At 63.9% G+C, this 23,964-nt stretch carries 19 protein-coding genes and 2 pseudogenes; 11 read left to right on the top strand and 10 right to left on the bottom strand.

All coding sequences use genetic code 11. The annotated features are described in order from the left end of the window. Positions 1-31 precede the first annotated feature (31 nt). Genes AC1DJB_RS03625 through AC1DJB_RS03610 form a run of 4 tightly spaced genes read right to left on the bottom strand, consistent with a single transcriptional unit; the run spans position 32 to position 3,871 of the window. Entirely contained in the window at positions 32-1,045 is a 1,014-nt protein-coding gene (locus AC1DJB_RS03625) for a phosphotransferase family protein (protein ID WP_476909886.1), read from the bottom strand. Further along, complete coding sequence (locus AC1DJB_RS03620) at positions 1,042-2,271, bottom strand: acyl-CoA dehydrogenase family protein (RefSeq protein ID WP_476909885.1); 1,230 nt, start codon at positions 2,269-2,271, stop codon at positions 1,042-1,044. Before AC1DJB_RS03620 ends, AC1DJB_RS03625 begins: the two co-directional genes overlap by 4 nt. A 23-nt stretch (positions 2,272-2,294) precedes the next feature. Continuing rightward, on the bottom strand, positions 2,295-3,062 hold the full coding sequence (locus tag AC1DJB_RS03615; RefSeq protein WP_476909884.1) for an SDR family NAD(P)-dependent oxidoreductase: 768 nt from the start codon (positions 3,060-3,062) through the stop codon (positions 2,295-2,297). Next, positions 3,059-3,871 carry a crotonase/enoyl-CoA hydratase family protein gene (locus tag AC1DJB_RS03610; RefSeq protein WP_476909883.1) on the bottom strand — a complete coding sequence of 271 codons (813 nt, stop codon included), beginning with the start codon at positions 3,869-3,871 and terminating at the stop codon, positions 3,059-3,061. Before AC1DJB_RS03610 ends, AC1DJB_RS03615 begins: the two co-directional genes overlap by 4 nt. Before the next feature lie 99 nt (positions 3,872-3,970). Between AC1DJB_RS03610 and AC1DJB_RS03605 the strand changes: the two genes are divergently transcribed. Further along, entirely contained in the window at positions 3,971-5,107 is a 1,137-nt protein-coding gene (locus tag AC1DJB_RS03605; RefSeq protein ID WP_476909882.1) for a thiolase family protein, read from the top strand. A gap of 199 nt (positions 5,108-5,306) precedes the next feature. Here the strand turns inward: AC1DJB_RS03605 and AC1DJB_RS03600 are convergent, their stop codons facing one another. Beyond that, positions 5,307-6,587 (bottom strand): lipase family protein, encoded by a 1,281-nt coding sequence (locus AC1DJB_RS03600; protein ID WP_476909881.1) that lies wholly within the window; start codon positions 6,585-6,587, stop codon positions 5,307-5,309. Positions 6,588-6,837: 250 nt separating this feature from the next. On the opposite strand from AC1DJB_RS03600, the gene AC1DJB_RS03595 reads away from it, so the two are divergent. The 6 genes and pseudogenes from AC1DJB_RS03595 (at position 6,838) to AC1DJB_RS03570 (ending at position 12,313) form a co-directional block, all read left to right on the top strand. Continuing rightward, a complete protein-coding gene (locus AC1DJB_RS03595) occupies positions 6,838-7,236 on the top strand; it encodes an SCP2 sterol-binding domain-containing protein (RefSeq protein WP_476909880.1) in 399 nt (132 codons plus the stop codon). Next, positions 7,236-8,750: an aldehyde dehydrogenase family protein gene (locus tag AC1DJB_RS03590; RefSeq protein ID WP_476909879.1), complete on the top strand. Its 1,515-nt coding sequence runs from the start codon at positions 7,236-7,238 to the stop codon at positions 8,748-8,750. Before AC1DJB_RS03595 ends, AC1DJB_RS03590 begins: the two co-directional genes overlap by 1 nt. A gap of 3 nt (positions 8,751-8,753) precedes the next feature. Next, positions 8,754-9,857, top strand: a complete 1,104-nt coding sequence (locus AC1DJB_RS03585; RefSeq protein WP_476909878.1) for an NAD(P)-dependent alcohol dehydrogenase — start codon at positions 8,754-8,756, stop codon at positions 9,855-9,857. Positions 9,858-9,880: 23 nt separating this feature from the next. Continuing rightward, positions 9,881-10,318, top strand: a complete 438-nt coding sequence (locus AC1DJB_RS03580) for an ester cyclase (RefSeq protein WP_476909877.1) — start codon at positions 9,881-9,883, stop codon at positions 10,316-10,318. 107 nt (positions 10,319-10,425) lie between these two features. Next, positions 10,426-11,473: pseudogene (locus AC1DJB_RS03575) on the top strand (IS1595 family transposase). Positions 11,474-11,572: 99 nt separating this feature from the next. Then, entirely contained in the window at positions 11,573-12,313 is a 741-nt protein-coding gene (locus tag AC1DJB_RS03570) for a dienelactone hydrolase family protein (protein WP_476909876.1), read from the top strand. Between the two features lie 357 nt (positions 12,314-12,670). Here AC1DJB_RS03570 and AC1DJB_RS03565 read toward each other — a convergent pair whose 3' ends face one another. Both AC1DJB_RS03565 and AC1DJB_RS03560 read right to left on the bottom strand, forming a co-directional pair. Further along, positions 12,671-14,734 (bottom strand): FAD-dependent oxidoreductase, encoded by a 2,064-nt coding sequence (locus AC1DJB_RS03565; RefSeq protein ID WP_476909875.1) that lies wholly within the window; start codon positions 14,732-14,734, stop codon positions 12,671-12,673. Between the two features lie 122 nt (positions 14,735-14,856). Further along, positions 14,857-16,383 (bottom strand): long-chain-fatty-acid--CoA ligase, encoded by a 1,527-nt coding sequence (locus AC1DJB_RS03560; protein ID WP_476909955.1) that lies wholly within the window; start codon positions 16,381-16,383, stop codon positions 14,857-14,859. Between the two features lie 214 nt (positions 16,384-16,597). Here AC1DJB_RS03560 and AC1DJB_RS03555 point away from each other — a divergent pair, with 214 nt between their 5' ends. After that, positions 16,598-17,386: a TIGR03084 family metal-binding protein gene (locus AC1DJB_RS03555; RefSeq protein ID WP_476909874.1), complete on the top strand. Its 789-nt coding sequence runs from the start codon at positions 16,598-16,600 to the stop codon at positions 17,384-17,386. A 425-nt stretch (positions 17,387-17,811) separates the two neighbouring features. Here AC1DJB_RS03555 and AC1DJB_RS03550 read toward each other — a convergent pair whose 3' ends face one another. The 3 genes from AC1DJB_RS03550 to AC1DJB_RS03540 form a co-directional block, all read right to left on the bottom strand. After that, positions 17,812-18,249, bottom strand: a complete 438-nt coding sequence (locus AC1DJB_RS03550) for a Zn-ribbon domain-containing OB-fold protein (protein ID WP_476909873.1) — start codon at positions 18,247-18,249, stop codon at positions 17,812-17,814. Continuing rightward, entirely contained in the window at positions 18,246-19,400 is a 1,155-nt protein-coding gene (locus AC1DJB_RS03545; protein ID WP_476909872.1) for a thiolase C-terminal domain-containing protein, read from the bottom strand. Before AC1DJB_RS03545 ends, AC1DJB_RS03550 begins: the two co-directional genes overlap by 4 nt. 113 nt (positions 19,401-19,513) lie before the next feature. Further along, a complete protein-coding gene (locus AC1DJB_RS03540; protein ID WP_476909871.1) occupies positions 19,514-20,272 on the bottom strand; it encodes an SDR family NAD(P)-dependent oxidoreductase in 759 nt (252 codons plus the stop codon). 605 nt (positions 20,273-20,877) lie between these two features. On the opposite strand from AC1DJB_RS03540, the pseudogene AC1DJB_RS03535 reads away from it, so the two are divergent. From AC1DJB_RS03535 to prpB, 3 genes and pseudogenes are all read left to right on the top strand, one after another. Beyond that, positions 20,878-21,532, top strand: a pseudogene (locus tag AC1DJB_RS03535) (GntR family transcriptional regulator); the annotation flags it as partial. Further along, positions 21,528-23,048: an MmgE/PrpD family protein gene (locus AC1DJB_RS03530; protein WP_476909870.1), complete on the top strand. Its 1,521-nt coding sequence runs from the start codon at positions 21,528-21,530 to the stop codon at positions 23,046-23,048. The pseudogene AC1DJB_RS03535 and the gene AC1DJB_RS03530, both read left to right, overlap by 5 nt. Then, positions 23,048-23,953, top strand: a complete 906-nt coding sequence (gene prpB, locus AC1DJB_RS03525; RefSeq protein WP_476909869.1) for a methylisocitrate lyase — start codon at positions 23,048-23,050, stop codon at positions 23,951-23,953. Before AC1DJB_RS03530 ends, prpB begins: the two co-directional genes overlap by 1 nt. The last annotated feature ends 11 nt before the right edge of the window (positions 23,954-23,964 follow it).

Here is a 23,964-nt window from a genome sequence, read left to right as displayed (position 1 = left end):
CCGTTCTTGGTCTTAATCCTGCGTGCTGGCTTCAGGCCCGCAAGTGGGCAAGCCCTGCGCTGATCAGGTCCGGGACAGCCTCCGCCGCCTGCGCCGCGTTCCGGCTGGCATCAGCACCGGCATGGGCGCGGTGGGCGATGCCCTCAGAGATAACGGCTAGCTTGAAGGCGGCGAGACTGAGGTAGAACGGCCAATCGCCCAGGTCCCGCCCAGAGCGTTCGGCATAGGCCTGTGCCAGATCGTCGGCGGAAGGGATCCGGGGGCTGGCCCAGGCTGCAGGCAGTCCCAAAACCACATCCAGGGCCGGGTTCCGGTAGATGCACATCAATGCCACATCCGTCCGCGGGTCTCCCAGCGTGGAGAGCTCCCAGTCAAGGACCGCCTTAATCGTCGCGGGATTCCCGTCGTCGAGCATCAGATTGTCGATGCGGTAGTCCCCGTGCACTATGCCCGAAGCTTGAGAGTCGGGGACGCGTTCGGAAAGCAGTGCATGCAGGCGCTCGACGTCCGGAAGCTCACGGGTGCGCACCCGGTCCCATTGCCTGCGCCACAGCGCCACCTGCCGGGCCACAAAACCTTCGGGGCGCCCGAAGCCTTCCAGGCCCACGGCTGCCGGGTCGACATCGTGAAGCCCCGCGAGCACGTCCATCATGGTAGTGCACACCGCCCCAACCTGAGCCTCGCTGAGCGCATCCAATTCATCCCTGTCCCGGACTATCCGGCCCTGGACCCATCCGGTGACCGTGAATGGGACCCCAAGCACCGCCGTGTCCTCGCACAGTGCGAGGACCGGCGGCACCGGCACCACCGTGCCCGCCAGCGCGTGTCCCACCCGGGCCTCCCGGATGACGTCGTGCGCGGACGTCGTACGTCCTGCGGCAGGTGGGCGCCGTACCACCCATGAGGTCAGGCCGTCGGTCACGCGATACGTCAGGTTCGAGCGCCCACCGGAGATCAGCTCTCCTTGCAGTGCTCCGAGCCGCTGGATCCCGGACGCATCGAAGTACAAACCCAAGGCCTCCAAGTTCAAGTGCGGCGAGCTCACGCGAGATCCTCCCGCGTCGCGACCCGGACGCGTCCCTGACGCACCGCGCGCTTGGCGATGGCGAAGCGGTGTACCTCCGATGGCCCGTCGTAGATACGGAACGGCCGCACCTCCCGTGCAATCCGGGCAATCGGAAAGTCCGCGGAAACACCCATCCCTCCGCACAACTGGGCCGCCCGGTCCACAATACGGTCGATCGCCTCGGCCCCGAAGACCTTCGCGATCGACGTTTCCTGCGCCGCTGGGGACCCTGCGTCCAGCGCCGCACAGGCGACGTCCAAGAGTGCCCGCGTGGCGGCAATGTCAATTTCGTTCTCGGCGATCAGGTGCTGGGCCAGGCCCAGATCACCAAGAGCGCTGCCAAATCCGCGTCGCTCGGAGGCGTACTCGACGGCGGTCTCATGCGCCCGTACTGCAGCCCCCAGCCAGCGCATGACATGCGTCATGCGGGCCGGTCCGAGGCGTACCTGTGCGCCGGTGAATCCTTCGTCGACTTCTCCGAGCACGGCGTCCTCAGGCAGTGTGAGGCCTTCGAACGTCACTTCGCAGTGGCCGCCGACCATTGATCGGTCCGTTGTTGGCACGTGACGGCCAACCGCGATCCCCTTGGCGTCGGCAGGTGCGAGAAACATCGTCGCACCGCCCCTCGATCCGGGCTCTCCGGAGGTTCGCGCCATGATGATAAAGAAGCCTGCGCCGTCAGCACCGGTGATGTAGATCTTCTGGCCGTCGATCCGCCAGCCGCCGGGGACGCGCACGGCAGTTGTCCGAAGCGCGGATGGGTCGGCGCCGGCTCCCGGCGCCGGCTCAGTCATCGCGAACGCCGAGCGAACCTCACCGGCAACCAGTGGGCGGAGGAACTGTTCGCGCTGTTCACCGGTGGCGATTTGTTCCAGCAGATGCATGTTGCCTTCGTCCGGAGCGGCGGCATTGATCGCCAACGCCCCGAACACGGACGACCCTGCGGCTTCGAACACTCGTGCGCGTCCCGTCATCGACAGCCCCAGGCCGCCGTACTCGACACCTGCCTGCGGCGCGAGGAGCCCGCGTTCACGGGCGTCGGCCTGTAGTTCGCGCCGCAGCGCGTCCCCGCCGGCCGCTGTCACATCGCCATCGGAACGGTCCTCGTGCGGGATCACCTCCTCCAGGACGAACGCGCGGGTCCGTGCGGCGAGTTCGCCCACGTCTACCGCTACTGCCAGTTGACCATCAGCTACATCGCTCATGATTCCCCTTCTTGTTATTGCTCTTAGTGTCCCGACATGCCGCCGTCGACGGCGATCGTACTTCCGGTGATGTAAGACGATGCCGGGCTTGCGAGGAACAGCATTGCGGAGTCAAGCTCCTGCTGCGTCCCCATCCGGCCCAGGGGGCTGCGCCCCTTGATGAACTCCTCCAACATTGCCGATGGCACCTCCGCGGTCATTTCGGTCGCCACGTACCCGGGCGCCAGGGCGTTGACCCGGATTCCACGCCGTCCTGCCCACTGGGCCGAGAGGTCGCGTGTGAGACCGACAATGCCGGCCTTGCTCGCGGCGTAGGCCGCTTGGGGGGCCGGCGGCGCTATAAACGCCAGGGTGCTTGCGATATTGACGATGCTCGAGCCGGGCTGCATGTTACGGGCAGCTGCCTGTGCCATCCAATAGGCGCCCATTAGGTTGACGTCCAGGACTCGCCGGAACTCCTCCGGGGTTTCGCGCAAGGCCGGGACGGCGGTTCCGATTCCGGCATTATTGATGAGCACGTCCACCCTCCCGAAGCGGTCCATGGCCGCCCCCACGAGCGCGGCGCACTGCTCGGGATCTGCAACATCAGTGGTGACGGCGAGGGCTGATCGGCCGCGCTGTTCGACAGCCCGGCACAGCTCGTCGAGCCGGCCGCGCCGCCGGGCAGCGACAACGACATCGGCCCCGGCCTCGGCAAGGGCCTGCGCGAACCCGGCGCCGAGGCCGGAGCTTGCGCCCGTGACGATCACCACGCGGCCGTCGAGGCGGAAGCGGTCGAGGATGCCGGTCACTGGCCGCTCCAGACCGGCGTCCGCTTCTCGACGAAAGCGCTGGCACCTTCACTGGCGTCCATGCTGCCGCCCACTGCCGCAAACTCTTCGCCGTTCAGCTCCCATGCCTCGGGGCTCCAGTCGGAACTCTCGGCGCTGCGCATCATGATCCGTTTGCTGGCTCGCAGCGCCAGCGGAGCGTTGGCGGCTACTGCCTCTGCCAACTCCAGGGCGGCAGCCACAACCTGGTCCGGTGGAACGACCCGGTTCACAATCCCCCACCGCAGCGCCGTGTCCGCGCTGATCGGCTGACCGGTAAAAATGGCCTCGGCCGCTATTTTGGGCGGTATCTGGCGGTGGAGCCTTAGCAGCCCGCCAGCAGCAGCGACGAGCCCGCGCCTCACCTCGGGGAGCCCGAGGCTGGCCTCTGCACTGATCACTGCGAGGTCGCAGGCGAGGAGGATCTCGGTGCCGCCCCCGAGCGCGAAGCCGTTAATGGCCGCTATCAGAGGCTTGTCAATGAAGTGGCGGACGATCCCGCCGAAGCCGCGTTCGGGATGCTCGGAATCATGTACCGAGCGCCCGGCTGCCAGTTCCTTCAGATCCGCGCCGGCGCAGAACGCGCGTCCGGCCCCGGTGATGACTCCTACGTAGAGCGAAGCATCGCGTGCGAGCTCGTCCAGGGCGTCTCCCAGTCCGCGTGAGAGGCTGGCGTCGACCGCGTTGAGGCTGTTCGGCCGGTTCAAGGTGATGAGGAGGACGCGGCCACGTCGCTCTGTGAGGACTGCGGGTTCGGCCCCGCGGTCGCCCGTCGTAAATGCGGACGTCATGTCGCCTGCCTCTCAGTAAAGGGGTTTGCTTCGATTCCTCTACACGCTACTATTGACCGCACGTACGGTCAAGATACATAGACAAGGAAGAAGGTCACCATGCGCGACGCCGTTATTGTCCACGCGACCCGCACGCCGATTGGAAAGCGGGGCGGAAGGCTTGCTGGGATTCACCCAGTCGACCTGTCCGCTCACGTGCTGACCCAGCTTGCTGAGGGAACAGGAGTCGATCCCGCACAAGTGGACGATGTGCTGTGGGGCTGCGTGAGCCAGGTCGGTGAACAGACCTACGACATAGCGCGCACGGCTGCTCTCACGGCCGGGTGGCCGGAGTCCGTGACGGGGGTGACCATCGATCGTCAGTGTGGCTCGTCGCAGCAGTCGGTGCACTTCGCTGCGGCGGGGCTGATCGCCGGTCATTACGACGTTGTCGTCGCGGGCGGCGTGGAGTCGATGTCGCGAGTTCCGATGGGATCATCGCTGGCCGGGCAGCAGCCGTACCCGCCGTCCTTCCAGGCCGTGTTCGGGGTGCCGAACCAAGGTATAGGCGCGGAGATGATCGCCGAGCAGTGGGGGTTATCCCGCACACAGGTGGACGACTTCTCACTTCGTTCCCACGAGCGTGCTGCGATTGCCCAGGAAAGCGGGGCGTTCGCGGACGAGATTGCTCCGATCAAGACGGCCGACGGTCTGGTGTCGAGCGACGAAGGGATTCGGCGCGGAGGCACCCTGGAGACGTTGGCGGGCCTCAAGACGCCATTCAAAGACGACGGGGTGGTCAGCGCCGGGAACGCCAGCCAGATCTCCGACGGTGCGGCTGCTCTTCTCATGATGACCAGTGAGAAGGCGGCAGAGCTCGGCCTGCGGCCGATTGCCCGGATCCACTCGGTGGCCCTTGCGGGGGCGGACCCCCGGTTGATGCTCACGGCACCGATCCCGGCGACAGAAAAGGTGCTGCGGCGAAGCGGCCTGCGACTTGAGGACATCGGCGTCTTTGAGGTCAATGAGGCCTTCGCCCCCGTACCCCTGGCATGGTTGGCTGAGACTGGGGCCGACGAGTCACTCCTCAATCCGTGCGGGGGCGCGATAGCACTCGGTCACCCGCTTGGTGCGAGCGGGGCCCGCCTCATGACGACCATGTTGCACCACATGGGCCGCGAGGGAATCCGCTACGGCCTTCAAACCATGTGCGAGGCCGGCGGTCAGGCTAACGCCACGATCATCGAACTCCTCTGACCTCTAGTACGGCCACGCCCTCGGGCGAGGCGGTATGAACGATGCGGTATGAAGAGGTCCGCCAGGCAGTGGTTCGGTGCTGCCTGGCGGGCCTAAGCTCCTCCCCCGCTGCCGACCCTGGTTGGCGTGTTCAGGGTCAGCAGCGGGGGGCAGGTGCTTCATGGACATGCCAAAAGCGCGGCAGGTCAGTGGATTCGGGTCAGGGGATGCTCACCTCATGGCAGCCGGCGACGACGGGCTCGCCCGCAAGGCGGTCAGCGAGCCACTGAATCCCGGCCGGGGCCCCGAGGAGGAACCCGGAGATGTGTTCGGCGCCGGTGATGACCTCGTACTGCACCGATGCTCCCTGGGTACACCAGTCGTGGTACAGCTTGCCCCCTTCGGCGATCGGGACGATGGTGTCCGCCGTGCCATGGTAGAGGTAGGCGGGCGCGGCAGGTTTCCTCGTGCCGAGCAGGGAGGCCCGGTAGGCCTTCTGCCATGCCGGGTCAGTAAGGATGTCGGGGTTGGTGACTTGACCGATCGTGGTGGTGCCGAACCCGGCAAAGTCCTCGATGATGCACGACTGCTTGACGTGGTCGATGACCTGCCTGCCCCCGGGCGTCAGCTTGCCGTTCAGGTCCAGCTCGGGGTTGGCATGGTTCAGCCCGACCAGGGTAGCCAATGCGAAGCCAGCGCCCGCAGTCACGTTGCCATTTAAGTGATTGACCGTCATCAGCATGTCGGCCGGAACGCCACCGGCCAGCACTCCCCGGAGGTCCAGGTCATGCGCGTAGGTTGGCTGCAGCTCGGCCGCCCATGCGGCGGCCTGCCCGCCCTGGGAGTAGCCGGCGATACCCACCGGGGAGTTCGGCGAGAGTCCCGAGCCGTTGATATGCTCGGCGGCCCGCAGAGCGTCCAGCGCATTGCGACCCTCGGAGGGCCCGACCAAATACGATGAGTCCCCCGGCGTGCCTTGTCCCTCATAGTCGGTTACGACGACGGAGATGCCCTGGACCAGGAACTGCTGGTACTGGGTGATCTCGTAGTCCGGGCTGCTCGGGTTGGCCTGCAAAGGGTTGACCTGCTTTGACGGCGCGCACCCGTCGTCGAGACCCCGGGTGCCGGGAGTGCCCACGACCACAGGGTTGTCGGTGCCAGGCTTCTGCAGCAGCGGCGTCAGCAGCATGCCGGTCACTGGCACCAGCCTGTTGTGCTGGTCGGTCGAGAGGTACATGACCTGCTGGGCATGGGCGTCAGGATACAGGGACAGCGGAATGTCCCGGGTCCTGATCACGCTTCCAGGCTCGCCGTTCGTCAGGGGCGAGGGCGGGACGTAGAACGCGTCGTCGCTCAAGGGTGGTTTCGGCAACACCGGAACGGTCGGGAGCGGAAGCGACGCCGAAGCCACTCCGGCGCCTGTGCCTGCGGCCAGCATAAGTGATGCTGTCGCGAAGGCAACCGCCCCCTTGGTTACTCTGTGCACAAAAATTCGTTTCACTGCGGCTCCCTGTTTTGATGTTTCACCGAGCCGCAGCCATCCTCCGACATTGGGGAAACTTTTATGGATCTGACCGTACAGGCGGTCACTGATCCGCACACGGTATGCGAAGCTCTCGACGCTTGGCAAGTGCCATGCGCCGGAAGGTTTTGCTAGGCAGCCAGACTATTGACCGCACGTACGGTCTATGCGAGAGTGACTCGTGCAATGCCGAGAGCCACGAGAACTCGGCCCACAAGAGGAGGATCAGATGAGCTATTTCAAGGACGCTGCTGAGGTCTACAAGTACCTCGGCGGAGTATTCAAGGTCGCCGACGGCGTCGAAGGGGTCGGCGAGACACTGCGGGCCGCCGACATCGTGCTGCGGCTCGACTACAGCAACCCGACGTCGAGCGTCACCGTTATCCTCAAGGAGCCGGCAATCGAGGTCATCGAAGGCGATTCCCAACTCACTCCGGACGTCCGGATGTCGATGTCGGCAGACCACGGCAACCAGTTCTGGAGTGGCCAATACAACGTCGCCGTCGGCCTGGCCAAGGGGCAGGTCAAGGCCAAGGGACCTGTGACGCAGATCTTGAAACTGATTCCGGCAGCAAAGCCCGTCTTCCCGATCTACCGGGAGCTCGTGGCTGAAAAGGAAACGGTTTGATGACCGAGGCCGTTCTGGAGGTCCCACACTTCCGGATGTACATCGACGGTGAATGGGTCGACAGCGAGGACCGGTATCACCTCATCAACCCGGCGGACGAGGAGCTGTGGGCGACCTCTGCAAAGGGAAGCGCAGCGGATGCCGATGCCGCAGTGGCCGCGGCGGTAGCGGCGCACAAGCGGGGTGATTGGCGAAACGCTACTCCCGAGGATCGCGCCGCCACGATGACGCGGATGGTCGAGATCCTCAATGACCGCATGGACGACCTCGTCGAGATGCACGTGGCCGAGAACGGCGTGACCGTCCGGCAAGCAATGGCGTTCCACGTCGGCTACTCGATCTCCCACCTGCAGTACTTTGCTGACCTGGCCCGCACATATCCTTTTGAAACCCCCGGGCCGATGCTTGGGTATCCCACGATGGCAGCGGGCATCACCCGGCGGGAACCGATCGGTGTTGTGGCAGGCATCGTGCCGTGGAACTTCCCGATGCTGCTGGCGGTGTGGAAGCTCGGCCCGGCGCTTGCCGCGGGGAACTGCATCGTCCTCAAACCGGACGAGAAGACCCCTGGAACCCTCCTCGAGGTTGCCCGCGCTGCTCACGAGGCGGGCGTGCCTCCAGGCGTCCTCAATGTCATCACCGGCGAGGGTGAAGAGGTGGGCCGGCGGCTGTCGTCGCATCCCGACGTCCGCAAGATCGCCTTCACAGGTTCCACGGCCGTGGGACGCCTAGTCGCGCAGCAGGCTTCGGAGAACATTAAGAAAGTGACACTTGAGCTGGGAGGCAAGGGTCCGAATATCGTGTTGCCGGATGCCGATATCGACACTGCCGTCGATGGCGCCCTCTTCGCGTTCTGCCTCTATCAGGGGCAGGCCTGCGAGTCGGGCACCCGCCTGCTGCTCCCGGATGCGCTGCACGACGAGTTCGTCGCGAAGATGATCGAGCGCGCGAAGCTGATGAAGGTGGGCCCTCCGGCAGACTTTGACACTGCCATGGGGCCCATCATCTCCGCAGAGCAGAAGGCCCGCATCGAGTCCTACATCGAGCTCGCTCCGAAGGAAGGCGCCACCATTGCCTTCCAGGGCGAAGTTCCTGACGGTCCCGGACACTGGGTTCCGGTGACCATCCTGACCGACGTCACCAACGACATGCGCGTCGCCCAGGAGGAGATTTTCGGCCCCGTCCTGTGCGTGCTCCGCTACACCGACCTCCAGGAGGCCATCGACATCGCCAACGACAGCGAGTACGGCCTGTCCGCCGGCGTATGGAGTGAGGACGTCGACGCCGCGATGGACGTTGCTCGCCAGCTCGAGGCAGGGACGGTGTGGATCAACGACTGGCACATGGTCAATGTCATGTACCCGTTCGGCGGTTTCAAGCAAAGCGGCATCGGCCGTGAGCTCGGCCCCCACGCGCTCGATGAGTACACCGAGCAGAAGTTCGTGCACGTGGACCTGTCCCGTACGCTGGACCGACGCATTTACGACCTCGTCGTACCGGTTATGGAGGGCTGAACCGTGCGCGCTGCGATTTTCACCGAACCGGGAGCTACCCCGACACTCGAGGAGGTGGAGCACACCCCGCTCCAAGGCAACGAGGTCTTGGTCCGCATTGCGGGCGTCGGCATATGCCACACCGACCTCACCGGCCTGAACGGCATGGTGCCACTGCCGATGCCCGCAGTGCTCGGTCACGAAGGCGCCGGCGTCGTGGAGGAGGTGGGCTCGGAGGTGACCCACCTGGCTCCGGGCGATCACGTCGTCCTGACGTTCGACACCTGCGGCGACTGCGCCGCCTGCAACGGCGGGCACCCCGCCTACTGCGTGCTCTCCGGCCCGCTGAACTATTTCGGCACCCGGCTGGATGGCACCACGACGATGGTCCAAGGCGAGCGTGAGATCCACGGGAACTGGTTCGGTCAGTCCTCTTGGGGTACCCACGCAGTCACGAGTGCTCGCAACACCGTCCGGGTCGACAAGGACGCTCCGGTGCACCTGCTCGGACCGCTCGGTTGTGGATTGCTCACCGGGGCAGGGACGGTCATGAACGTGCTACGCCCTCAGCCCGGACAGAGCATTGGGTTCTGGGGTATGGGGACGGTCGGCCTGGCGGGACTGATGGCTGCACGGGCTGCGGAATGCGAGACAATCGTGGCCGTTGACCTCAGCGACGACCGCCTCGCCCTGGCTCGCGAACTGGGGGCCACGCACACCTTCAATCCTTCATCGACCAGGGACGTGGTGTGGGAGATCCTTGAGGCCACGGGCGGGCTCGACTTCACGATGGAGGCCGTCGGGCTCGGTAGCGTCGTGCGGGAGGCCCTCATGTCCCTGCGCTCCCCCGGCGTATGCGCCACCGTCGGTCTTCAGGCACTCGATAACGACATCACCATCGACCAGGGCCATCTCCTCATGGGCCGCACCCTGACAGGTGTGATCGAGGGGGATTCGGATCCGCACCAACTGATCCCGCACCTGATCGATATGTGGCGCGACGGTCGATTCCCATTCGACCGGCTAATCACCGAATATCCCCTCGATCGCTTGGAAGATGCCCTCAAGGACTTCCACGCGAGCAAGGTGATTAAGCCCATCCTCATTCCGTCCGATTCGTCGGACTAAATAAAGCGAAAGGCAACGAGCGCATGAACACTATTGCACCAGCCGTCATGGACCGAACCGCATGGGTCGAGGAGTTCTTTCGACACGTGGATGAGCACGACTTCGACTGGGTCGAGGCTGCCCTGACACCTGGATGTGTGATCGACGCCTCAGGATTTCGTCAAGAAGGCGCGGAAGTTGTTGTCCTGTGGATGGCCGGATTCTTCGCGGCGTTCCCCGACCTGCGACACCGTCCGCACCGCGTTGTCAGTGGCGACAACGAACTGGCCGCTCTCGTCGAGGTCACCGGAACGCACAACGGGGATCTCGCCTTCCCGGACGGCGACTCCCTGCCGCCCACCGGCGCCTCCATTCGCGTGGAACTCGCTGAATTCTGGCGATTCGAGGGTGATCGGATTGCAGAATACAAAGTGATCTACGACCAGAGCGACTTGCTTGCTCAGCTCGGAGTTCGCGTCTGACCGGCACCACACGACTGGCGGATGGGCGCTGGAGACGTCTTGAGAGACGGGTCCAGCGCCCATTTTGCGCCTAAGGGATATTCATCTGACCGGACTAGACTCAGGGCGTGGATGCGGATCGGCCTCGGGCGGGTGGGCATTACCCGCGCTCCGTTGGTGAGTTTCAGTCGTGGTTTGCGACCGATGTGGACTGCTTGGATTATCTGGACTGGCTTCGTTGGCCGGGTGGTTTTGTCTGCCCGCGATGTGGGCATGCCGGCGGGTGGACGGTGGCGGACGGGCGGTATAAGTGCGCCGGATGCGGCGCCCGGACGTCAGTGACGGCCGGGACGCTGTTCGATCGTCGTAGGACGCCGTTGACGGTTTGGTTCACCGCGTGCTGGCTGTTCTCCGCTCAGAAAGACGGCATCTCCGCCCAGAGCCTGCAGCGTTCGCTGGAGATCGGCTCCTACCCGACCGCGTGGACGATGCTGCACCGGTTGCGCACGTTACTGGTGCGGCCGGGCCGGGACAGGCTGTCTGGAAGGGTCGAGGTGGACGAGACCTACATCGGCGGTGCGGAGCCGGGCCTTCGCGGCGGGCGTGCCAGGGGCAAGAAGGCACTGGTCGCGGTGGCGGTCGAGGTCACCGACCCGCGCGGGTACGGCCGGTGCCGCATGGCAACCCTGGCCGACGGATCAGCCGGTTCGCTGCATTCCTTCTTTGCCGAACACGTCGAGCCGGGGGCGGCACCTGGTCACCGACGGCTGGACCGGTTACCGCGGTATCGAGGCGCTTGGCTACACCCACGAGCCACGCAGCCAACGCGCGGCCCGCGCCCGCGGGGAGGACTCCGGTGCGCTGCTGCCCGGGGTTCACCGCGTCGCCTCGCTCGCCAAACGGTGGCTGATGGGCACACATCAGGGCTCCGTTGACGAAGCGCACCTCCAAAGCTACCTGGACGAGTTCGTCTTTCGGTTCAACCGGCGCCGCTCCGGCAGCCGGGGACTGGTCTTCTTCCGCCTCCTCCAGCTCGCCGTCGCCCACGACCCCGTGCGCTACCGCACCCTGGTCGCCAACCCCGAACCCAAGCAAACCCCACCCATTCCGCCAAAACCACGCGGTCACCCGCCAAGCCTGGAACGCCCCAGGGCTGGTCGGCCCTGGCGGGAATGAACCACAGCAGTGAATACCCCTTAGGGCACTTACGGAGCAACCGATGCACGGCTGCTGATGGCAGACTGTCCGGTATCCGGCAACAGGAAGGCCCGCGCAATGGCATACATCGATCTGAGCGATGCGAGCGCCAAAGCCGGCGGCTCGCGCCAGCTGGGCGGGTATCTGGCTGAGCCCGAAGGCGAAGGCCCTTTTCCGGCCGTCCTGATGATCCACGAAGCCTTCGGCGTGAACGATGTGATGCGCCGCCATGCGGACAGGCTGGCCGCAGCCGGTTACCTGACGCTGGCCGTGGACCTCTACAGCGACGGCGGCGCCCGCCGCTGCCTTGTGAGCACCATGCGGTCCATGATCTCGGGCACCGGCAAGGCCTTCACCGATCTGGCCACCGCACGGACCTGGCTCAGCACTTCGGAGCGCAGCACCGGAAACCCGGGTGTGATCGGCTTCTGCATGGGCGGCGGCTTTGCCCTGCTTGTGGCCAAGGACGGTTTCGATGCTGCGTCCGTGAACTACGGGCAACTCCCCAGGCACCTTGAGGAGTCTTTGCGCGGATCATGTCCTGTGGTGGCCAACTACGGCGGCCGGGACCACACGCTGCCGGGCGCGGCCGCCAAGCTGAAGTCCGCCCTCAACGGGCTTGGAATCGAGAATGACGTCATGGAGTTTCCCATCTCCAGCCACGCCTTCATGAACGACGCCGACCTGGCACCGAAGCTGCTGCGTCCGCTGAACCGGATCATGGGCATCAAGCCAGACCCGGAGGCTTCCCCGGAAGCATGGCAGCGGATCGAAGACCACTTCAGGAAATACCTAAACCAGCCATCGACTGCTCCGTGACTGCCGTTTTGAGGCACCCGCCCGAGGCCGATCCGCATCCACGCCCTGAGTCTAGTCCGGTCAGATGAATGCCCCTTTTGCGCCTAATGAGCTCGTGGATTGACCAGAAAGCCAGAAGGACCGCATCCAGGATCAGAACCCGCCCCGGTGGAGAAATCGCGGTGGGATGGAGGCGCCGTCGTTCCTGCGCAGGCGAAGAACGAAAGGCGCCAGCTACGGGTCGAACGGCGGCAGCCCCGCAGAATGGCGGTGCGCCAATCTGCGGGGCTGTCGACTCCGCAATCCGGAGAGCAACTGAAGACCATTAGCACGGCATGCGGAGTCATCCTGACTTGGCATTAATGGCGCCGTGCCTCCTCAGAGTGCTGCAGCGACTTCGGTTCCCTGCCGAATCGCATGCTTCGCGTCGAGTTCGGCGGCAACGTTGGCGCCGCCAATAAGATGCAGGCCACTGCGACCGGCCGCGTCCAAGGTCTCGTAGAGGTCTCGGACGGACTGCTGCCCGGCGCAGATCACCACGTGATCGACGTCCAGCACTTGGCTCTCGCCATCCACTGTGATGTGCAGGCCGGCGTCGTCGATCCGGTCGTACTGAACCCCGCTTACCAAATGAACTCCGGACTGCTTAAGGTGCGCGCGATGCGCCCAGCCGGAGGTCTTACCGGGACCGTTGCCCATGCGAGTGGCCTTGCGCTGGAGCAGCCAGACCTCCCGTTGAGGCGCCCGTTGCTTCGGCTCGGTGAGACCACCGCGATTGATCCCGGGGTCGCCCACGCCCCAGTGCGCCTTCCACTCCTCCAGCGTCTCGTCCGCGTGCGTGAGGAAAATTGACATGTCAACACCTATGCCTCCTGCGCCGATGACTGCGACTTTTCGACCAGGAATGACCGAGCCGTTGAGCACATCGGGGTAGGAAACGGACTTGGGATGATTTATGCCTTCGATCGGCGGGACGCGAGGTGCGACGCCAGTCGAGATGATCACATCATCAAATTCTGTGAGGTGGGCGTCGGTCGCCTCGGTGTTCAGACGGACATTGACGTTGAGAACCTCAAGCCTGCGGGCGTAGTACTTCAGCGTGTCCCGGAAGTCCTCTTTGCCAGGGACCTGCATGGCCAGACGGAATTGTCCTCCGAGGTCACTGCTCTTCTCGAACAGCGTGACCTGGAGACCGCGCTCAGCCGCAGACACGGCGGCCGCCAGGCCTGCAGGGCCGGCGCCCACGACGGCGATTCTCTTCTTCGTGCGCGTCGGACCAAGAATCAGCTCGGTTTCGTAACCAGCGCGAGGGTTGACCAGGCACGTGGAACGCTGCTTGGTGAAGGCGTGGTCGAGGCAACCTTGGTTGCAGCCGATGCAGATGTTGATCTGATCGGCTCGCCCGGTCGCGGCCTTGTTCACGAACTCGGGATCTGCCAGGAACGGACGGGCCATCGACACCATGTCGGCTTGACCTCTGGCGATGATCTGATTGGCGAGCTCAGGGGTATTAATCCGGTTTGAAGCAATTATGGGCACTCCAACCTCTGGGCGCAGCCGTGCGGTGTTGTCCACCCAGGCACCGCGGGGGACCTGGGTGATGATCGTCGGCACACGTGCCTCGTGCCAACCTATCGCTGTGTTGAACACATCGACGCCGGCTTCCTCCAGGCGCTTGGCCAGCTCGACGGTCTCCTCCCAATTCTGCCCGTTCTCGACCAAATCCAGCAGGGAAATCCGGTATTGCAAGATGAAATCGTTGCCGACGTACTCCCGGATCCGCCGGATGATCTCGACTGGGAACCGCATCCGTTGCTGTGGGCTGCCGCCCCATTTGTCCATACGTTGATTGGTCCGGGGAGCCAGGAACTGATTAATGAGGTAGCCCTCAGCTCCCATGATTTCCACGCCGTCGTAGCCCGCCTTTTGGGCAAGGCGGGCGGCCTTGGCGAAGTCCGTGACCGTCCGGTCCACCGCCTTGGTGGACAGTGCGCGTGGGGTGAACGGGTTGATCGGTGATTTGATTGCCGAGGCGGAAACGTTGTTCGGGGTGTAGCCGTAGCGGCCCGAATGCAGGAGCTGGAGAAGGATCCGGCCGTCGTGTTTGTGCACGGCCTCGGTGATCGTACGGTGGCGCAAGGCCTGGAGTCCGTTGGTCATGCTGGACCCGAACGGCCAGAGGGCCCCGCGCAGGATGCCGTTCATCCGATCGGTCTTGGTGGACCCGAACGGCCACATTGCCCCAGCCAGGTTCGGAGCGTGGGCGCCAGTGACGATCAGGCCTACGCCGCCCTTGGCGCGCTCGGCAAAGTAGGCGGACAGTTTCGTCAGATCCCAAAAATGGTCCTCCAGACCAGTGTGCATCGAGCCCATGACCACCCGGTTGCGCAACACGGTCGATCCGATGGTGATAGGCGAGAGCAGGTGGCTGTAGTCAGTCATGAAATTCTCCATTGGTCGAACACTTTGGTGCCTCTAGATTCTTGGTGGGTCGGTCGATAAGGGTCTACGGGGATCCCGCCTCTGCGGATGAGGTGACGGTCGCACCCTGGCGACCAGAATCATCAAACATGCGGGACTAATCCTCCGTAGTCTTCACGCAATTTGCGCTTGAGCAGCTTTCCCGTGGGGTTTCTGGGCAGTGCAGAAGTGAAGCTGATGCCCGTGGGGCACTTGTAGTGCGCCAGGCGTTCGCGGCAATAGTCGATCAGTTCGCGTTCACTGGTGCTTTGGCCGTCTTTTGTCGTGACTACCGCGTGGACCGTTTCCCCCCATTTCTGATGCGGGACGCCGATGATGGCCACTTCCTCAACGGCCGGATGTTCGACCAACACGCGTTCAACCTCTGCCGGATAGATGTTTTCCCCTCCGGAGATCACCATGTCCTTTACTCGATCCTCGATGAACAGGTAGCCGTCGTCGTCGAGTCTTCCAGCGTCCCCCGTGCGCAACCAGCCGTCTACAAATGCGGCCTCGCTTGCCTCGGGCTGATGCCAGTACCCAGACATTGCCTGCTCGGAGCGTAACCAGAATTCCCCGACGCCGCCGGTCGGCACGTCCTCGCCAGTCGACGGATCCACGACGCGGACCTCGATGCCGGGGACTGCACGGCCAGCCGAGGCGTGCAGGTACTTGCGCTTCGGGTCGCGATGCTGGTCGGGGCCAAGGACGCAGAACACCCCGGACATTTCCGTCATCCCGTAGACGGAGTACAGGGGAGTGCTGAGTGTTTTCAGGATGCGTTCCATCAACGGCGCAGGCATCGGTGAACCGCCGTAGCCGATAACCCTCAGGGAGGCCGTCGCGTCCACAACATTTTCCTCTGCCAGCAGCATTTGGATGACAGCGGGCACGAGGAATACATGAGTGGCCTGCTCATGGGAAATGAGGTCAAGAAGGTGGGCGGGGTTAACCTCCCTGACCAGGACGGTGCGGGCTCCTGCCGCCATGCCGGCCAACGCCCAACTGGTGCCGCCAACGTGGAAGAGCGGCATGGCTACGAGATTGACCGCGGAATCATCCATGTCGTAGGCGTTCCGGACGGTTTCGTTGTGCGCAGACATGCTCTTCTGCGTCAAGAGAGCACCCTTGGGCCAACCCGTAGTCCCGGAGGTATACAACTGCAGGAAACAGTCGTCCGGCTCAGCACGGTGCCGCTTTGCCAGAGGTGGGGCGCCCTCCACGAGCGCCTCATACTCGTCGTTCTCGCCACCAAGGACGAGCACGCGGCTCAGCGCGGGGAGTTGCTTTTGAATGCCACGGATTTGTGGCACGAATTCATGGCCTGTGATCAGCAGTTTGGCGTCCGAATCACCAAGGACATATCCGAGCTCCCCGGGGGAAAGTCGGAAGTTGACGACGACTTGCGCCGCTCCGATTAACGATGCGGCGAGCGTTAACTCGAGACAAGCAGCGTGGTTCTTGTCGATGAACGCAATACGGTCGCCCGCCTTGACGCCCATGGCCTCAAGTGCGCTGGCGGCTTTCAATATTCTGGTCCTCATCTGCCCCCAGCTCCATGCGCGGTCCTGGAAGGACAAGCATGTTGCATCAGGGTGTTGTTCGGCTCTGCGCTCAAACTGGTCAAACATGCTCGTGAAGGTCGAAGCCACACCAATCTCCTTTGACTGTACGTACGGTCACTCTAGAGAATGAAGGCCCGGGACGCAAGGGTGTGCGCAAAATTTGAAGGTCACAATAAAGAGGATGATTGACTGACCGCCTGTACGGTCATTATGCTTAGGCTGATCCGGACGGACGGAGCGCCCCATTCGGACAGCCGGATCGGATGGAAGGACAAGCCTGATGTCGCACTTGACAGTACTGCTCGAGGATCTGGAGGCCGAGACCACGGCCCTGGAAATCATACTGGCCCCACTGGCCCCCCAGGACTGGGACCGCTCCACGCCGTCCCACGGTTGGGCAGTGCGCGACCAAATTTCCCATCTGGCGTACTTCGACGACGTTGCCATGCTTGCGGCCCTTAGCGCTCAGGAGTTCAGGGCGCTACGGGCCGACTTGTTGGCCGAGGGTGGTGATGTTCCCGACCGGCTGGTCCGGCAGTACCGGGACATGGACCCCGTGGCGCTGCTTGACTGGTTCCGGAGTTCCCGCGCGCGCCTCCTGAAAGACTTCGCGGCGCTGCCCCCCAAGGCCCGGATATCTTGGTTCGGGCCGGATATGAGCATTCTTAGCGCAGTTACGGCGAGGCTGATGGAGACATGGGCTCACGGCCAGGACGTCGCGGATGGGCTCGGCGTGGAGTACCCGCAGAGTGCGCGGCTCAGACACATTGCCGATCTGGGAGTGAAGACACTCGGCTTCTCCTTTACCAATCGAGGCCTCAAGGCGCCTGACGTACCGGTCCGCGTTAGGCTGACCGCCCCAGATGGCAGCGAATTGTCTTGGGGACCGGAGGACGCAGTGAACTCCGTCAGCGGGCCAGTCGTGGATTTCTGCCTCGTCGTGACACAGCGGCGGCACAGAGACAACTCAGCCTTGCTCACGGAAGGGCCTGTGGCCGATGAATGGATGTCAATCGCCCAGGCTTATGCCGGCAAACCAGGCCCGGGCCGCACGCCTAGGGGTTTGTAGGTACCAACTACGCCCGTTCGGGTCCGGCTTACACGGCAATCAGCAGTCGAAGGGCTCGGAGCTTCACCGCCTACCTATCCATCCATTAGATCAATGTTCCACTTTCATGGAACGGATACGAGAAGCCCATGGATCTTCATTCGCAGCCGGATTGGCAGCGCACGTTGGGGCAGTTTGTCGAGATTCGACGTCACGGAAAGGCTGTTCGTTCGGGAACAGTTGAAGCCGTAATGCCGGACAATTCCATACTCTGGATCTCCGCCGAGGGTCCTTTCTCCCGCGAAATGATCGAACGAGCCGAGGACTTTGAAGTTTTTACCCGCTACCCATGGGATTCTCCCCCGACCCTGACGTAGAAAAGTTCGAGACGATTACCGGTTATCGGCTCAGCCGACGGCAGCGGGCAATCCGGTTCGCCGGGACGGTCAGCCGACCGTAGCGGCCGATCGGTGAGTGGAAAACGCCGGGGTGCAGGAAAGGACGAGAGCCTCACCCTCCTCTGGACCAGGAACTACGTAAATCTGAATCCCGCTGCCAAAGGTCAGCTCCTCCTCCGGCGCGGCAAGCAATCTGGTGAGCAACCAAGGCCCCTCCTCAACCTCGACGAGCCCAGCTATGTAAGGCGCAGGCAGCGATGGCAGGGGCGAACGATGGACCACACACCAGCTAACCAAGGTGGCCTCCCCCGAAGCCAGAACACGCTCGTGGTCGGCCGTGAAGCACGACGGGCACAGCGGCTCCTGCGGTCCGCGGAACGTACCGCAGCCTGTGCAGCACCGAAGCAGGAGACGACCGGCGGAGGCCGCGTCGAAAAAGTCAGCGCTGTCCGCAGTGCGGCGGACGACGGGAACTGGCACGCTCATGTGTTTCGCTCCTGTTTTCCCAAGATCAGTGTCGAGTGGAATTCGAGGATCCCCCCGTTGCCGCTGACCAGCGCGATATCGCTGCGCGGCGCCTGGCGCGCACCGCCGTGTCCACGGACCTGGATGATCGCCTCGCTGAGGGGCGTAAATCCCCACATGTAGTAGCTCGACAGCTGGCCACCGCCCGTGTTCACGGCGAGAGATCCTCCGGGAGCAAGTCTGCCGTCTGCGACGAAAGCACCGCCCTCCCCCTTGGCACAGAAACCGTAATCCTCCAAGGACACCAGGACGGTATAGGTGTAGCAGTCGTAAAGCTCGACTACATCGACATCGGCAGTTGTGATCGAGGCCCGGGCCATCGCCTGGCGGCCGGAGGCGCTCGCCCCAGTCTCCAAACCCCAGCTCGAGCCCCGCCCAAGCCGACGCGGTCGGTGCCCTTCCCCATACCCCAGGACGTGAACCGGTGGCTGCGGGAGGTCAGCCGCACGCTCGGTGGAAGTGACGACCACTGCGATCGCACCATTTGATACGAGGCAGCAGTCCAGGCGCCGCAAAGGGTCGGCGATCCAAGGAGATGCCTGATGGTCTTCCACTGTTATCGGATCCCGATATTGCGCCAAGGGGTTGCCGGCAGCCCAGGCACGCTGGGCGACTGCTATCTCGGCAAATTGTTCCGTCGTTGTGCCATAGGTCTCCATGTGGCGCCGAGCGGCCATGGCATAAAGCACATTGGGCGTTGCAGCGCCGGTTGCCATGCTCCAGCCCCTGTACCCCTCAAGCCCGGCGACCGGAGATCCCCAGGCAGAAGATTTGCCGTCCTTGAGCGGGGTATCGGCAAAGACGCACGCGACGACGGTTGCTGTCCCATCGGAGATAGCTCGAGCTGCGGCGGCCACCATAGCCCCCGCGCTCGCGCCGTACGTCGAAGTTACCGCCAGCAGGTTCAATTCGGTCAGGCCGAGATCGATTGCCAAATGCGGCGTGACATCGTTGGCCATGCCCCCACTGAGGAGGAGCCCATCGAGATCACCTACCGTCAGGCCCGCATCCGTTACGGCACGCAGGACCGCCTCCCCCGCCAGGTCCATGGAGGTTCGTCCAAACACCTTGCCTAACGGGCTCATGCCGAGCCCGACAATCGCCGCAGTCAAAGAACATCACCAACGAGTGGAAACGCACGGTGGTTGACAGCAGTCTTCATCAACATGGGTCCATCATTCTTTCGTTTGGATAGAGTACAAGTCCCGCGCCGGCAGGGGCTGGATTAAGACGGAGCCATGCGAAGGGCACCATCCATGCGGATGGTCTCCCCATTCAGGTAGTCATGTTCCGCGATCATTGTTACAAGCTGCGCGTATTCCTCGGGTCGGCAGAGACGCTGAGGGAAAGGCACGCTCGCGGCAAGTGCGGCGCGGTACTCCTCGCCCACCGTAGCCAGCATGGGGGTGTCCACGATGCCCGGTGCTATGGTGCACACTCGAATGCCGTTCCGAGCCAGATCACGGGCGGCAGGCAGAGTGAGACCGACGACTCCGCCTTTGGAGGAGGCGTAAGCTGCTTGCCCGATCTGCCCGTCGAAGGCAGCCACCGAGGCTGTATTCACGATCACCCCGCGCTGACCGAATGCGTCTGCCTCTGTGGCCGCAATCGCCTCTGCCGCGGTCGCCAGGACCGTGAAGGTACCGACCAGATTGATTGTCACCACCCGGGCGAACAGCTCGATATCGTGGACGCCTTGGCGCCCGAGGATCCGCTTCGAAGGCCCTATGCCAGCGCAATTCACAACCGTACGAAGAGGCGCGCCGGTGCTCGCGGCCGCATTTACGGCAACGCGGACCTGATCGGCGTTTGTTACGTCAGTGGCTACGTAGGTGATCCGACTGTCCTCGGGGGCTGCCTCCAGGGCTCCCGGGAGGTCGAGCCCGAAGACGTGGACACCGCTATCTGCAAGGGCCGCCGCGGTGGCAGCCCCTAAGCCCGACGCACTTCCAGTTACTATCGCTGTCGTGTTGGCAAGCTGCATGGGGATTGGTTCTCCTAAATCAGATCGCGTCTAAGGGTGTTCCCCATCTTATGACCGTACGGACGGTCAGTCAACCTCTGGCGGTCCGCGAAACAGCGCGGGGCGTCCTGGGCCTGGGCAGCAGCGTCCCGCAGACCTGCTCAGCCTCATAGGAAAACCTTGGCTTCTGGCCCAAAGAAAGCCTCGTCGCGTCACCGCGGACAACAACAAAGTCGGCGCTACCCTCTGCGTCGGCCCCCTCCGTCAACCAGGAACAGAACTCCCCTACGCCCGGACCGTCGCCAGCTACCTCACCAGCGACACCAAAGCGTCAAGCATGATCTTCGCCGTCTACACCTCAACCCACTGGGAGTCGGGCCGAGCCTGGTAGGCCCGGGCGGGCTGCTGAACCAGCCCACGAGGAACGTGCTGGAGACTGCGCTGGAAGCGGAACTGACCGCCCCCGACAAGCAAGAGGAGTATAAGACCAGGACGCCGGTGATGCGTCTTTCGCTAGCAGGCTTCCCGCTGTCCGCATCTCGCCCCATTGCTCCGAATTGTATACATAAAGGGAAGTTTCTGAACCTGTTCTTGCGTAGACTCGCTTGAATGTATACATTGACTTCATGCGCGCCAGTGAACGGGCTTACCAAACTCTCCGAGAAGAAATCCTAGATTGGAGTCTCCTCCCGGGAACGGTTCTGGCCGAAGTCGAACAGTCGGAACGACTAGGAGTGTCCCGAACTCCACTTCGGGAGGCTCTGGGAAGACTGGGCGCCGAAGGTCTGACCCGGACTGCCGGGGGTCGCGGAGTCGTCGTCAGTGACATCTCGCTTGAAGACGTTGACGAATTGTTCGAGCTCCGCGAGACACTCGAAGGCAAGGCGGCCGCCCTGGCTGCGGAACGGGGAGACTCAACAGTTTTCCGGGAGCTGCAGGAAGAGCTGCTGGCCGCGCCTGGGCTTATCAGTGACGCCGATCCTGCCCGTCATGATTACTACGGGCTGGTTGGCCGGTTGGATGAGGCCATTGACGCCGCTATCTCCAACTCTTACTTGGCCCAGGCCATGCACAGCCTTCGGGTACACCTTGTCCGGGTCCGACGGCTGGCAGCCGACGACGCCACCCGGCTCACAGCCGCAGCCGCAGAACACGCAGCCATCGCCGAAGCCATCGCCGCAGGCAATCCCCGGCTTGCCGAGGCGGCCACCTCGCTTCACCTGCACCGCAGTCTCACCCATCTCAAGGCGACCCACACGCCTCAATAAGGAGCACCATGGTCAAGAACAACCACGTCCGCGTTTACAAAAGCGAAGAGAACCTCCCCCGCGAGGAACAGCTGGCGCACAAAATCGCGTTGGTCGCGGCGGACCCCGTTGAAGTGACTACTGAAGTCACGGAGATGGTGATCAACCGCATCATCGACAACGCCTCCGTGGCTATCGCGTCGCTGAACCGGGCCCCGATCGTGGCCGCCCGCGCCCAGGCCCTCACCCACGGACCGTCGACCGGGGGCCAGGGCGCCAAGGTCTTCGGTATCGGAGAGCGAGTGTCCCCGGAATGGGCGGCCTGGGCCAACGGCGTCGCGGTCCGCGAACTGGACTACCACGACACCTTCCTCGCAGCCGATTACTCCCACCCGGGCGACAACATCCCGCCGATCCTCGCCGTCGCCCAGCACGTCGGCTCCAACGGCCACGACCTGATCCGCGGCATCGCCACCGGGTACGAGATCCAGGTCAACCTGGTCAAGGCGATCTGCCTGCACAAGCACAAGATCGACCACGTGGCCCACCTCGGCCCGTCCGCCGCAGCCGGCATCGGCACCCTCCTGGGGCTCGACGTCGAAACGATCTTCCAGTCCGTCGGCCAGGCCCTGCACACCACCACCGCCACCCGGCAGTCCCGCAAGGGAGAAATCTCCACCTGGAAAGCCCACGCCCCCGCGTTCGCCGGCAAGATGGCCGTCGAGGCGGCGGACCGTTCGATGCGGGGCCAGACCTCCCCCGTGCCGATCTACGAAGGCGAAGACGGCTTCATCGCCTGGCTGCTGGACGGCCCGGACGCCTCCTACCAGGTCCCGCTGCCGACCCCGGGCGAGGCCAAGCGCGCCATCCTGGACACCTACACCAAGGAACACTCCGCCGAATACCAGGCCCAGGCCTGGATCGACCTGGCCCGCAAACTCCACAAAGAGCACCCCGAGGCCACCGACCCGGCCAACGTACAGTCCGTGCTGATCAAGACCAGCCACCACACGCACTACGTGATCGGCTCCGGCGCGAACGATCCGCAGAAATACAGCCCCACCGCATCCAGGGAGACCCTGGACCACTCCATCCCCTACATCTTCACCGTGGCCCTGCAGGACGGCGCCTGGCACCACGTGGACTCCTACTCCCCCGAACGCGCCGCCCGCCCCGACACCGTGGAACTGTGGCAGAAGGTCACCACGGTCGAGGACCCGGAATGGACCCGCCGCTACCACTCCCTGGACATCAACGAGAAGGCGTTCGGCGGTTCCGTGGAAATCACCCTGACCAACGGAAACGTCATCACCGACGAAATCGCCGTCGCCGACGCCCACCCGCTCGGCGCCCGGCCCTTCGCGCGCGAGCAGTACGTCAACAAGTTCCGCACCCTGGCCGGCGGCCTGGTGGAAGAGGACGAAATCGAGCGCTTCCTCGACGCCGCAGCCCGGCTCCCCCAGCTGGCCGCAGGCGAGCTGGACCAGCTGAACATCACCGCCGCGCCCGGAGTCATCGACTTCGCGGCCGCACCGAAGGGACTGTTCTAATGCTGTACTCAAAAACCACCCCGGAACAAAAACGCCTCAAGCTGCGGGAGATCCTGGCCTCGGGGACTATCCAGCAGTTCCCCGGCGCGTTCAACCCGCTCTCGGCCCGGCTGATCGAGGAGAAGGGGTTCGCCGGCGTGTACATCTCCGGCGCAGTGCTCGCCAACGACCTCGGTCTGCCGGACATCGGCCTCACTACGCTCACCGAGGTGGCCACCCGCGCCGGGCAGATCGCCCGGATGACGGACCTGCCGTCCCTCGTGGACGCGGATACCGGGTTTGGGGAACCCATGAACGTGGCCCGCAGTGTCCATGAACTCGAGAACGCGGGCCTGGCCGGACTCCATATCGAGGACCAGTTCAACCCCAAACGCTGCGGCCACCTGGACGGCAAGAACGTCGTCGACCTGGACACCGCCACCAAACGGATCCGTGCCGCCGCGGACGCCCGCCGCGATCCGAACTTCCTGATCATGGCCCGGACCGACATCCGCGCAGTGGACGGACTCCAGGCAGCAAAGGAGCGTGCCAAGGCGCTGGTGGAGGCAGGAGCAGATGCCATCTTCCCCGAGGCCATGCGGGACCTGCACGAGTTCCGTGCCATCCGGGACGCCGTGGATGTGCCGATCCTGGCCAACATGACCGAATTCGGCAAAAGCGAACTATTCACCACCGAACAGCTCCAGGCCGTAGGCGTCAACATGGTGATCTACCCGGTGACCCTGCTCCGCAGCGCCATGGGTGCCGCTGAACGGGTTTTGGACACGCTCAAGAGCCTGGGAACCCAGCAGGTACGCGTGCCTGAAATGCTCACCCGAGCCCGGCTCTATGACCTCGTGGACTACGAGGCCTACAACAAATTCGATTCCGGCGTCTTCAACTTCCAGATCCCCGATTTCCACTAAAGCAAGAACTG

Source organism: Arthrobacter sp. 01T428 (assembly GCF_056398685.1).
This window is presented reverse-complemented; position numbering and strand designations above follow the sequence as displayed.